Genomic DNA, 12,960 nt, shown 5'->3' on the forward strand with positions numbered 1-12,960 from the left:
CATGGGCGCCCGCAAACGGCAGGGAAACATTACGCGGCCGAGTCAATAAAACCCGTCCGGCGGGAGATTTAGCGGCGAGGGTGAAAACGATGGGTTTCGGCTTCCGCCTCTACCCATCCTACGCAAGAGCCACCCTGTAGGATGGGTAGCAGCGAAGCGCAAACCCATCATGGGCGCCCGCAAACGGCAGGAGCCACGCCAATCCCGTATTCCGCTACGCTGCATACGGGCTACGTGCTCCGGGTGGTGACCATTGTGAAGTTTCGCCAAGACTTTAGTTGATGTTTGGTGTTGATGTTGTTGCATGCATCTCTGTTGGGGTGGCAACACCCCTTTTTTTGAATTTATCGTTCGCACGGTCCGGTTATCGTTCCCGCGGTTCGGCCATCGTTCCCGCTCTCTAGCTATCGTTCCCACGCTCCAGCGTGGGAATGCATCCCACACCGCTCCGCGGTGCGAGGACGCTGAAGCGTGGGAGCCAACTTGATAGGGTGTTGTAAAACCCGTCCGGCGGCAGATTCGGCGGCGGGGTGAAAAAAGATGGGTTTCGGCTTCCGCCTGTACCCATCCTACGCAAGCTTATCGTTACCACGCCGGAGCGTGGAAACGAGATGGGGGAAAGTTGTCCTCATTCCTTAGCGCAGGCTTCGGAATGGGGTTTTTATTTACATTTGCATTGAGATTTGAAACTTTATGAAAAAGAGCACTTTACTTATTACCGCACTGCCTTTGTTGCTTGCCGCGAGCGTGGCCAGCGCCATGCAGCCGCCTGCGCCTATCGTCATCAACCCGTTCGGAAACCAAGGCAATGGCGGCTGCAATATCGCCTCGGAAGCGGGCGATAGCGTATATCACGGCCCTGCCAGCGTTAAAGTCACCATCAACAAAAACTTCGCGATCGCTTCTTGTACCGTCACTCCGGATACCGACGGCGATGTGCAACCGGCTTTCGTCGAACGCGACGACGTGCCTTGCCGGATTAAATACGATCATCCAGGGCCTTACTTTTACAACGGCTTCGGCGGCTTCACCGCCACGCCTAGCGGCAATGTCATTGCCCGTTGCAAGGCCGAATTAACTTCTGAATAGGTTGCGTGGATAGAGGGATTTGGCGGCGGGGGTGAAAACGATGGGTTTCGGCTTCCGCCTCTACCCATCCTACGCAAGCCCCCCGTTGTAGGATGGGTAGGAGCGAAGCGGAAACCCATCATGGGCCCCCGCAAACGGCAGGGAAACGTAACTTATAGAGAGAATAGATTTACATGGCGCTACCTTTTCGTTTTTTATCGTTGCTGTTACTCGCGGCATGTACGGCTTTCGCATTGGGCCCTTGGTGGACGATGCGTTCGATTGCCCAGGCCGCGGACGAGCGGGACGAGGCGCAATGGCATGCGCTGGTGAGAACCGATCATTTGCAAACCTATGCCGGTAAGTTGCTCGAAGCCATGTTGGATTTGCGCATGTACGCGGATATGAAAAACGACACGCGCGAAGCATTGCGCGACAATTCGGACGGCAAGCGGCTGGTCGAAAGCACCGCGCGGCTGTTGGCCGGGCCGCAAGGTTTCAGGCATTTGCTGTGCGGCGAGTTGACCGATGACCCGAACGGCGAAGCGCAGGGCCAAGCCGGTTGTTGGGCGCTGGACGGTTCCGTCCGTTGGGAGTCGCCGATCAAGGCGCGGGTCAGCTTTACCAATCCCGAAACGCTTTGGCAATCCGAATTGGTTTTGCTGCGCATCGGTTTGTTTCAATGGCAAGCGATCGCGGTCGATTTGCCGGCCGATGCCATTTTAAAACGCTTTACTCAGTCGCTGGGGTTGGAGTCTAAGTAAGTTTTAAACGATGGGTTTCGGCTTCCGCCTCTACCCATCCTACGCAAGTGCCACATTCCTCGTTCCCAAACTCTGTTTGGGAATGCCTACCCGGACGCTCTGCGTCCAACAACGCGGAGCGTTGCGACATGAATTCCCATGGAGACCGTAGGAACTGGAAATAAAACCCGTCCGGCGGGAGATTCGCCGGCGGGTTAAAAACGATGGGTTTCGGCTTCCGCCTCTACCCATCCTACGCAAGAGCTTCGTTGTAGGATGGGTAGAGGCGTAGCGGAAACCCATCATGGGCTACTTAAGCTGTTTTTTCAGAAGTGCTGTAGCGCCGATACTTTTTTACTTGTTATTTTCGGTAGTCGGATAATTATTACTCTAAATGAAACTGCCTCAATTTTTTTCACGTCCATCCCATACGCTGCTGTATATCACCGAAGTCAAAACGTTCCGTATCGATACCGACCGCAAGGGCGCTATCACAGACGCTTTGAACGTGTTCGACATTGACTGCGACAAGGCCGGAAAGCTGCCGGCCGCGCTTGAACAGATTATTTCCAAATCGTCTCCGCTGGGCCGCAAGGTCTGGGTGTTCTATGTCCGTTTGAATACGCACGCGTTGAGTTTGCCTTCGGCGCAGGTTGAAGGCATCGAGGGCGACATGCTGGAGCAGGCCTTGCAATTCGAATATGAGGCGATGACCGGCAGGTCTATCGGCAAAAACCGTTTGGCGTATTGCTTTCTCGGCAGCGATGAAGACATGAGTCATTATTGGTTGAATTTGATCGCGGAGGAAACTTTGGCCGACACCGCGGCCGTTTTAAAAAAAGCCGGTTGCGCGTTGGCCGGTTTGTCTCATCCGGGCGGCTTGCCTGTGCTGCTGTCCGAAGACGGCAAGTCGAGTTGGTGGCGTATCGAGTGTTGGTCGACGACGGTTTTCGCGCTTGCAAAAACGCCGGACCAGGGGATGACGTTGCAAATCATGATCAAGGAGCAACATCCGCAGTGGCATGAAGAACTCGATCAATGGCTGCTGGAAATCGGCGCGGTCGATAAGACCGAAGTGTTGTTGAATAATCAGATCGAATTTACTCCCGAGTCCGATGCGAAATTTCATTTGACCGATGAGGCCGCTTTGACGCAGTGGCTGGCGCACTGGGCGAAGCATCTGATCAAGCAGGATGCAGTCGGCGTACCGCTGTTGAATCCTAAGGTTCCGATCAATCGGGAGTTGTTTTATATGATCGGCAGCGGCGTTTCGGCGGCGTTGCTGTGCGTAAGTCACAGCGCCTGGCTGTTGTATCAAACGCAGGATTACGAATACAAGACCGAAGCGTTGACGCAAGCGGAACAAGATCTGAAAGTTTATCGCGAGTCGGTTTATAAAAATCAGCAGGAAATCGGCAAGCTCGATAAGAAGATAAAGACTTTGCAGGGTAATGTCGATTTGGTTCCGAAGGCGTTGAGCGCGTTTAAGGCGCGTCCGGCCGCGCTATTGAAGCATTTGGCCGTGGCCAGTCCCGATGATTTGTTGATCGAGAGCGTTGAGGTTGTCAATGGGGGTTTGCGGGTGTCGGGCGTCGCGCTAGAGGCCGATTTACCGAACCGGCTGAGCAATCGCTTGGAGCCGGTTTTGTCGACGCTCGGTTGGCGTGTCAATGCGCCGTCCAAGAAGGATATGGTCTTGCTTGAAGGGGGCGGTCCCTGGGAGTTTTCCGTGATGATCGACGATAACGGGTTGAGCGGTTTTATCGAGCATGCGGAGCAGACGCCGCTATGACGCCCGAGCAAAAGCGCGAGCGTCTGCTGAAACGGATTTTACCGGGGATGGCGATTACTGTGATTTATTTTGTGTTCGTTAGCGGGTTGCTATCCGAAAAGATGCAAAAGGCCGAAGAGACTTATCAGGGGCTGTATCGGCAAGGGATTTCGCCGGCGGCGCTGCCGGGCGTGATGAATCAGGTCGATCAAACGCGGCAGCAAATCGATACGCTGCAACGGCAGCAGTCCGAGCTGGGCAAGAAAATGTTGGAGATTGCCGGTTTTTTAAGCGGCGAGTCGTCGATCAACGAGGCGACGGCGCTGCTTTCCGAGATCATGATGCGGCATAACATTTGGGTGATCGAGGAAAAGCGCGAAAGTTTTCCGGCGGAGCAATTGAGCGTGTCGTTGCGGGAGGTGTTGCAATGGGTCGAGCCGGAGGGCGGATCGGATAGTTCCGGAGCCGGTAAAGGTCAGGGCAAATCGGCGCGGACGATTCTGGTCGGCCGGTTGTCGTTGCGCGGCGCTTATTTGGATATGTACCGGGCGATGGCTGAGTTGGCCGCGAGCGGTTTTAAGGGGGTGCCGGTGCAATTGACGATGCAGACGCCGGAAGACGGCGCGCTCAGGCAGGGCGAGTTGGAGTGGGAGTTGATTTTGTGGATGTAGTTATCGTTCCCGCGTTTCGGCGTGGGAATGCAGCCCGGTAGAGCTGTAGGATGGGTAGCAGCGAAGCGGAAACCCATCATGGGGACCCCGCAAACGGCAGGGAAACATTACGCGGCCGAGTCAAGAAAACTCGTCCGGCGGGAGATTTGGCGGCGAGGGTGAAAACGATGGGTTTCGGCTTCCGCCTCTACCCATCCTACGCAAGAGCCGCCCTGTAGGATGGGTAGTAGCGAAGCGGAAACCCATCATGGAAGCGGCTCAGCGCCGGGTTGCTGGAGCGTGGGGAAGCATAGTTTTAGCCGAAGACGGCACAATGAATTCTAATAAGTTGAAGATATGACGCAATTACCGGGGTTTTCGTTGAAGAATTGGCAAAATCAGGCGCAACAAAGCCATGAGGAATTACGTGCTCAGGCGCGGGAGCCGGTTCAGGATGGCGAGGCGATTTTATTTACCGACGATGTTCTGTCGCTGACCACGGCTGTCGAGGATATCTCTTCGGGTGGAGCCGGTTTGGTGCTGCGCGACGAGGTTTGCGCAATCCGGGAAAACGTGACCTTGACCTTGACGATACAGTCTGGGCATCAGCGCATGACGCGTCAGGCGGTCGTGCGATGGGTCAAGGTGTCGGGCCCGGAAACGCGCTTAGGTATCCAATATATCGATCATGTTTGTTTGTCGCCGGATTCGCATCGGTTGGACATTGAAAGCGTGCGCATCGATCCTTCTTGCGCGTTGCGCATTCCGGCATCGATCGCGGTGCGCCGAAAGTTGCTGCCGTTTTTGGCGATGGACGGGGTCGTGCATGTCGCGACGGGAAGCCTGATCAATGCCGGCTTGACCAATGCGGTGGAGCGGCTGGTCAAGTCGCCGGTTCGTTTATGGGATGTCGACAAGTCCGCATTGGATAAGGTCATTCACGAGGTTTACGGCAACGCCTTGACGGTCAAGGCGTTGCCGGTGGCGGGCGCGGCAAGCAACGATGCGGTCGACTTGGGCGATAAGTTGCTGTATGCGGCCTATATTCGCCAAGCTTCGGATATTCATATCGATCCGGGTTTCAACGGGGCGCGCATCCGGTTTCGCGTCGACGGTCAATTGGAAAATTACGATGTGGTTAAACACGGGGCCTATACCGAGTTGGCCAGCCGTCTGAAAGTCATGGCGAATTTGGATATCGCCGAAAAACGTTTGCCGCAAGACGGACGTTTTTCGCATCAATTCGTCAGAGGCGGGCGGCGCGTCGACATTCGCGTCGCGACACTGCCGACCAAATACGGCGAACGCATCACGATGCGGCTGTTGGCCTTGCAAACCGGCGCTTTGACGTTGGACCGGCTGGGCTTTATCGGCGAGCATCAGCGCATTATCGAAAGTTTTCTGCGCCGGACTCAAGGCATGATGATTTTGACCGGGCCGACCGGCAGCGGCAAAACGACGACGTTGTACGCGGCGATTCGGATGCTGCTCGAAAGCCGCGATTTAAACGTCATTACGATAGAAGATCCGATCGAATACGAAATCGAGGGCGTCGCGCAGTGCGAGGTCGATCCGACGTCGAACAAGGTCGATTTCGCGAAGGCCTTGCGCAGTATTTTACGGCACGACCCCGATGTCGTGATGCTCGGCGAGATTCGCGATCAGGAGACTGCGAATATCGCGATCAAGGCCGCGTTGACCGGGCATATGGTGCTTGGAACCTTGCATACCAATTCGGCGGCGGCGACCGTGACGCGCTTGATCGATATGGGCGTGGAGCCTTATTTGGTCGCGGCGGCGTTGCGTTTGGCGGTGGCCCAGCGCTTGTTGCGGCGCTTGTGCAAGCATTGCCGCATTTCGCGTCCGTTGACGGAACAAGAGGCGTTGATTTTAGGGCGAGCTAATTTGACCGGCGCGCGAATTTACGATCCGACCGGTTGCGTGTATTGCGGCAATCGCGGTTATGCCGGGCGTATCGGTTTGTACGAGTTGTTGGAGCTGCGTGCGGATTGGGCCCGCGATGTCGCGCAAGGTCGCGGCGAGGCGCAATTGGTCGAAAATATGCGCGAAGCCGGTATGCACGGTTTGATAGACGATGCGATCGACAAGATGATAACCGGGGAGACGTCGTTTCATGAGGTGCTGCAAGTGGTTTCTTCATGGTAGTGCGCGGCGCTGTTCCAGCAATTCCCAGTTTGAGCAGTTTCGCCGATCTTAGGGTGTGGGGTATGCCTGTCGAGGAACGCCGTAAACCCATCCATGGGGGCTTGGCGGCAGCTAAGCGCCAAGGATGGCGTGAATGCAGATTTTGCATTACGCCATGGATGGCGTGTATTAGGGCAATGCAGGAGCAATTGCCGAGGAGCAAAAATCTGTCCCGCTGCCGACATCCTCGCCAAGCATACCCCACACCCTTTTTGATCCCCAAATTGGGAATTGCTGGCGACATTCATCGGTGATTGCATAATGGCGTTATTTACTTATACCGCCCGCGATCGTGGCGGGCAGCAAGTCGCTGACAGTATCGAGTCGCCGAACCGGGAGCGCGCGATTGCCGCTTTGCGCAAGCAAGGTTTGTTGGTGCTGGGTATCGACGAGCAGAAACCCAAAGGCGAAGGCGGGCAATTTAGTCTGAATCCGCTGGATTACCGGTCGATGCATAACGGCGATATCGAGCATAATTTTCATCAAATCGCGGTGATGTTGCGTAGCGGTATCAGTTTATTGGAAGCACTGGAGTTGACGTTGGCGCATGCGCGGTTCGGCACCCGCAAGACTTGGCGCAAGCTGCGCGATCGGATTCAAGAAGGCAGTTCGTTTACCGAGGCGTTGGCGGAACATTCGATTTTTAGCCAGTTTACGATTCAGTTAGTGCGCGTCGGCGAGCAAACCGGTCATCTGGGGACGGTGCTGGATCAGGCGGCGCATGAGGTAAAAGCGAGCCGCAAGTTGAAAAAACAGATTATTTCGGCATTGAAATACCCGCTGTTTACGTTGTTGTTTGCGATCGGTTTGGTCGTTTTTATGTTGACCAGTCTCGTGCCGGAGATCAAAAAATTGCTGCAGATTACCGGTAAGCCGATGCCGCCGATTACGCAGGCGCTGATCGATGTGTCCGATTGGTTTTTGGCGAACGGTGTGTTTATCGGAATCGGTTTGGTATCGGCGGCGGCCTGTTTTATCGCGTTTTATAGTTGGCCGACGAGTCGTTGGTGGATAGACCGTTACGCGTTGCGGGTGCCGGTGTTCGGCTATGTTTTTCGTTTGTCCGGTACGGTGATGTTTTCGCGGGCGATGGGCTTATTGCTGCGTAGCGGCGTGGTGATCGTCGAAGCGTTGGAAACGATGGAAAAGCTGCATGTCAATCAATATATGGCTAGCTGCGTTGGTCATGCGCGAGACAGTATTTTGCACGGCGTCGCGCTGGGCGATGCGCTATCGCCGCGATCGGGTTATATGCCGTTGATGTTGCAAATGGTCCGTGTCGGCGAAAGTTCGGGCACATTGGATCAGCTCTTGCAGGAGATGGCTGACTATCACGATGAGCTGTTGCAACGGGCCATCGCGACCTTGACCGGGATGATCGCGCCGGCGATGACGATTATCGTCGGCGGCGTGGTCGGTTTTGTGTATGCCGCTTTTTTGGTGGCGATGTTTTCGGCCGCCGGAGGCAGTCCGTCATGAGGTTTTGGTTAGGAGTGTCGATGCTGGCTGCGATATGCGGTTCGGCTACCGGCGAAGTTGCCGGTGAAGATCGGGCGCCGCAAGCGGATGTTGTGCGCAGCAAGGCGTTGACGCGAGGCAATATTGCCGAAGCGACCGAGGTTTTGCGCGACCCGACGCAAATGAGCGGTAATTTTCGTCAAGCGGTGAAAAACATGGCGCCGGCTCAAGCCCCCTCATCAAGCGCCGGAGCCGCCCGGCAAAATTTTCCGACGATAGAGTTGGTCGCCAAGGCGATGCGCACCGAAAAGGCGGGCAAGGTTGTGTTACGCGTCGGCAATAGCTTGCTGCATATGCGGTTGGATAATAGCGTGTCGATCATGCACAACGGCGCGCTGTTGAACTTGCGCATCGATGAAATAACGGCCGAGCATGTTCAAGTTCATCTACTTGAATTCAATCAAACGTTGATTTTGCAGTGATGCTCGGTGTTTAGGTTTTTTCGGATTTAAGAATGCTCAGGATTTTTCGTTTTTGCGTATTGTTGGCCGGTTTGTTTATCGTTCCCACGCTCCAGCGTGGGAATGAATACCGAGACGCTCCAGCGTCTCGTGCCGTTGGGGCGGTACTCAAGCGTTCTCACGCAGAACGGGGGAACGATAAAAGTGCGGGCGCGTGGGGGAGGGTGCGGTCACTCGCCCGACAGGACGCCGTGAATACGTCCCTGTAGGCTCGACGGCGGCTTTCCCTGCCGCCGACGCCTGCCGGTCGAGCAACCGCACCCTCCTCGGAACCGGCATTTCTATCGTTCTCACGCAGAGCGTGGGAACGATAAAGTTCATCTGGTTGAATTCAATCAGTCTTTGATTTTGCAGTGATGCTCGGTGTTTAGGTTTTTTTCGGATTTAAGAATGCTCAGGATTTTTCGTTTTTGCGTGTTATTGGCCGGTTTGTTTATCGTTCCCACGCTCCAGCCGTGGAATGAATACCGAGACGCTCCAGCGTCTCGTGCCGTTGGGGCGGTACTCAAGCGTTCTCACGCAGAACGGGGGAACGATAAAAGTGCGGGCGCGTTGGGGGAGGGTGCGGTCACTCGCCCGACAGGACGCCGTGAATACGTCCCTGTAGGCTCGACGGCGGCTTTCCCTGCCGCCGACGCCTGCCGGTCGAGCAACCGCACCCTCCTCGGAACCGGCATTTCTGTCGTTCTCACGCAGAGCGTGGGAACGATAAAGTTCATCTGATTGAATTCAATCAGTCTTTGATTTTGCAGTGATGCTCGGTGTTTAGGTTTTTTTCGGATTTAAAAATGCTCAGGATTTTTCGTTTTTGCGTGTTATTGGCCGGTTTGTGGGCCGGGCTTTGCTTTCATACTTCGGCGCATGCGCTAAGGAGCCCGGAGCAGAAAATCGCGCAATTGGATTTTCGCGATATCTCTGTCGGCGATGCGCTGAAAGTCCTGTCGGATCAATCCGGCTTGAATGTGATCGCTTCGCAGGAAGCGGCGCAGATTCACATCACGATGTATTTGCAAGACATTACGCCGATGGAGGTGATCGATGCACTCTCCAAAACCTACAATTTGTGGTATCAGCACGACGGCAGCGCCAACATCATTCGTATTTACACGATCAAGGAATATCGGATGGAGCAGGTGGAGTTTAAAAGGGAAGAAACCGAAATCTTCACGATGAAGAACGCAAAGAACGCGCTGGATTTGGCCGAAACGATACAGAATTTGTTCATGGAGCGGGTGCGCTTGAGCTACGGGCGCAACCAAAACGAACTGATGATGGATTTGAGTCAGCGTTTTCAACGCTTCAATATGTTGGATAGCCAGACGACGCTGGGCTCCGGCGGGTCGCGCGGCGGCGGCGGAATGGGCGGAATGAGCGGCGGCATGGGAGGCATGGGCGGCGGCATGGGCGGCGGCATGGGCGGCGGTATGGGAGGCATGAGCGGCGGCATGGGTGGCGGTATGGGAGGCATGGGCGGCAGTATGGGAGGTATGGGCGGCCAACAAAACATGCGCTCCAATCGTCAAGTCGAAATGGACGAACAAATGCGTCTCCAGACCGAGTTGATGCGTAAATATGCGGACGACCCGCAAACCTTTCTGGCGGGCGATTCCGAACGCGGACGTACGTTGTTGAGAGAAAGCGTGCAATTGCAGGCGCCGATCTATGTCGGCGTTATCAAGCACCAGAACCGTGTTTTGGTTCGCACGCGCGATTTCGATGCGATGCAGGAAATACGTCAGTTGTACAAAACACTGGATACCGAGAGTTCCATGTTGTTGATGGAGGTCAAGATCCTGTCTCTGGATTTGTCGGACGGTTACGACTCTTTATTCGATTTCAAGATTCGTCAGGGCGATGCCAATATTTCGACCTTGAATGCGACCAGCGCGCTCAATAGCGCCATCAATACCGCGGCCGCCGTGTTCGATCCGAGTTTGCTGGCGACCGTGATCAGCGAAAAGTTCGAGATGCGTTTGCAGTTATTGGAAAAGGAAGGCCGCGTGACCGAGTTGGCGACGCCGATGTTGATGACCACCAACCAGGAAGTCAGCCGCGTGTTCGTCGGCGAGGAACGGCCGATCGTCAGCGGTTATTCGGCATCGAGCACGCCGGGCGGAACCGGCACCGTCCAGCAAATCGTTCAACCGATTCTGGTGCCGGAAACCGATACCCGCGCGATCGGCACGACTTTGTTGTTGACGCCGAATATCAATGCCGACCGCACCGTGACCATTCAATTGTTGGTCGAGCAATCCACGATCGCCAACGATCAAGCGACGATTCCGGTACAGGTGGCTAATGCGCTGGTCGAGGCGCGTATTGATTTGGTCCAGGAACGGACTTTCAGCGGCACGGTTGTCGCCAATGACGGTTCGTCGATCGCGGTCGGCGGCTTGATCGAGGAAGGCGCGCGCAGCCGGGAAAACAAGGTGCCTATCTTGGGCGATTTGCCCCTATTGGGTTTTTTCTTTCGCGAAGAGGCGCAGGCGCGCGAGCGGCGCGAACTGGTCATCGTCATCAAGCCGCATATCATCGGCACGCCGGCCGAAGCGCAAGACGTGAGCCGAGCCATGGCCGAGAAAAACAGCGTGCATCCGAACGCGCCGATGATGGACAACATGGATGTCTACAGCAATCCGGACCGGCGGCATAAAGGTTATGTGCTCGAACAGCCCTATAAGCAATACATGAAGCAAGATGCGACCGATAAGTATCGGGGGCGCGGGGATTCCAGAGAGTTTCCTGGACGATCCGGCGCTTCGCGCTCGGAATCGACTTCGGCGCAGCAAACTTATATGGACTTGACGCGCTATGCGGCCGAATCGATTCGGGTATTGCCGGAACAGCGCCAACCCCATGCCAAAATTCAACCGGCCGCATTGCAACAACAAACACCGCTGGCATTGTTGCCGAACGAGTCGATTCGGATATTGCCGTTTGAAAGTTGGCGGCAAGGCGGGGTTTATGTCACTGCGCTGGAAGTACGCAATGCGTCGCCGCAACCGGTCGCGATCGATCAAAGGCAGCTCAAGGGGCGCTGGCTGGCGGCGACTTTGGAGGGCGATCATCTTGCCGCGCAAGGCGATTTCGGCGATTCGACCTATTTGTATCTGATCTCCGCCGAACCGTTCGACGATATCATCGCCCATTTACCGGTAGGCGGAGGTTAGGAATATGCACAAAATAACTTCGCGAAACAGTCAGCTTTGTGGAGGTTCGGTAACTCGCTTGACAGGCCGCCGTGATTACATCCTTGTAGGCTTGACGGCGTCTGTCCCTGCCGCCGACACCAGTCAAGCGAGCCACCGAACCCCCTTCCTGCATTTGAAGAAGTTATTTCATGCTCGCTCTTTAATCGTAACAGGACCGGACAACATTCGACGGAGCCTTTTGGAAAAGCGGTGTCGGTTTCTTGCGCTAGTGGGATTGGTTTCCGTTTCGGCGTGGGGACAAGTGCCCGAGCTTAACATGCATGTCTTCGAGACGCCGCCCGCGCCGATTCCGGTAACGAATATAACGGCCGGACTCGATCAAGATGAAATGACGTCCTTTCAAATGGTCATTTTCGACCCGGAGGCCGAAGCCGAAACCTTGGACGAATATCCCCGGCATCGGCAACGGCGGCAGGTGGTCGACGATTTTAGCGTTTTGGTCGCCGGCGATATCGGTTATCAACGGGAAAGCCTGGCGTGGAGCGTCGCTTCGGCGGATGGTGCGATAGACCCGATTACGCGTGTCGAATGGCAAGACCTCGACACCTGGAAGTTAAAAGGCCGCATGGATATCGTTTCGCCGAGCGGCATTACGCTACGCGGCGATGCCGGTTACGCCTGGGTTTTGAACGGCAGCGGACAGGAAGCCGGCTTCGACGGCGCTCCGAATTCTCAAAATGCCGGTGACGGTTATAGTTGGGATGTCTCGGTCGGACTAGGCTACCGCCTACAGGTCGGCGATACCGAATCGGTTGCCTTCGCCGCGACGCCTTTGGCGGGTTATGCCTGGCGTCGGCAACGTTATGTAATGCAAGGCGTGGAAGAAAACCGCTATGCCGCGAGTTGGCAAGGGCCTTGGGTCGGCCTGGATACGTCTTTGACCTGGCTCGACTATCACCAGTTGTTTGTTTCCGCGCAGTATCATTGGGCTGATTACGAGGCATCCGGCGACTGGCGGCAGTTGGCCGATGTGCGTCATCCCGATAGTTTCGAGCATGAAGCCGATGCAACCGGTTATCTGGGATCGTTGGGATACCGTTATATGCGTCCCGAGGGCTGGGGCTTGAGTCTGAGTTTCGATTATCAAAAATGGCAGGGCGATCCAGGGCAGGAGCGGTTTTATTTTGCCAACGGCGAGGTCGTGGAGTCGCGATTCAAAGACCTGTCGCGCGAGTCGGTCGGCGTGAATTTAGGCATTAATTTACAATTTTGAATGCGTATGTTGGGAGCGATCCGGCTCCTTGTGGGCGCGACGCCTTCGTCGCGAATTCGAAGCGCTGCAGGATGGGTTTCCGCTTCGCTGCTACCCATCCTACAAGGCGGCTCTTGCGT

The 12,960-nt window shown here is 55.5% G+C and carries 9 protein-coding genes; all 9 read left to right on the top strand.

The genetic code is table 11. The features are described from left to right. Positions 1 to 693: 693 nt before the first annotated feature. The 9 genes from METBU_RS0118010 (at position 694) to METBU_RS0118065 (ending at position 12,841) form a co-directional block, all read left to right on the top strand. On the top strand, positions 694 to 1,089 hold the full coding sequence (locus tag METBU_RS0118010) for a hypothetical protein (protein ID WP_017841948.1): 396 nt from the start codon (positions 694 to 696) through the stop codon (positions 1,087 to 1,089). A gap of 173 nt (positions 1,090 to 1,262) precedes the next feature. Then, complete coding sequence (locus tag METBU_RS0118015; RefSeq protein WP_017841949.1) at positions 1,263 to 1,832, top strand: DUF2939 domain-containing protein; 570 nt, start codon at positions 1,263 to 1,265, stop codon at positions 1,830 to 1,832. Between the two features lie 373 nt (positions 1,833 to 2,205). Next, entirely contained in the window at positions 2,206 to 3,603 is a 1,398-nt protein-coding gene (locus METBU_RS0118020; protein ID WP_017841950.1) for a hypothetical protein, read from the top strand. Beyond that, positions 3,600 to 4,253, top strand: coding sequence for a hypothetical protein (locus METBU_RS0118025; protein WP_017841951.1), 654 nt, complete (start codon positions 3,600 to 3,602; stop codon positions 4,251 to 4,253). The genes METBU_RS0118020 and METBU_RS0118025 overlap by 4 nt, the downstream gene beginning before the upstream one ends. Before the next feature lie 336 nt (positions 4,254 to 4,589). Continuing rightward, entirely contained in the window at positions 4,590 to 6,398 is a 1,809-nt protein-coding gene (locus tag METBU_RS0118035; RefSeq protein WP_017841953.1) for an ATPase, T2SS/T4P/T4SS family, read from the top strand. Positions 6,399 to 6,698: 300 nt separating this feature from the next. Beyond that, the gene (locus METBU_RS0118040) at positions 6,699 to 7,916 is read left to right on the top strand and encodes a type II secretion system F family protein (RefSeq protein ID WP_017841954.1); all 1,218 of its coding nucleotides are present in this window, start codon (positions 6,699 to 6,701) and stop codon (positions 7,914 to 7,916) included. A 20-nt stretch (positions 7,917 to 7,936) separates the two neighbouring features. Next, complete coding sequence (locus METBU_RS0118045; RefSeq protein WP_017841955.1) at positions 7,937 to 8,377, top strand: hypothetical protein; 441 nt, start codon at positions 7,937 to 7,939, stop codon at positions 8,375 to 8,377. An 827-nt stretch (positions 8,378 to 9,204) separates the two neighbouring features. Then, the gene (locus tag METBU_RS0118060) at positions 9,205 to 11,586 is read left to right on the top strand and encodes a DUF3438 family protein (RefSeq protein WP_017841958.1); all 2,382 of its coding nucleotides are present in this window, start codon (positions 9,205 to 9,207) and stop codon (positions 11,584 to 11,586) included. Between the two features lie 4 nt (positions 11,587 to 11,590). Continuing rightward, the gene (locus tag METBU_RS0118065; protein WP_138767233.1) at positions 11,591 to 12,841 is read left to right on the top strand and encodes a hypothetical protein; all 1,251 of its coding nucleotides are present in this window, start codon (positions 11,591 to 11,593) and stop codon (positions 12,839 to 12,841) included. Positions 12,842 to 12,960: the final 119 nt, after the last annotated feature.

The sequence above is a fragment of the Methylotuvimicrobium buryatense 5G genome (assembly GCF_000341735.1).
Lineage (GTDB): Bacteria > Pseudomonadota > Gammaproteobacteria > Methylococcales > Methylomonadaceae > Methylotuvimicrobium > Methylotuvimicrobium buryatense.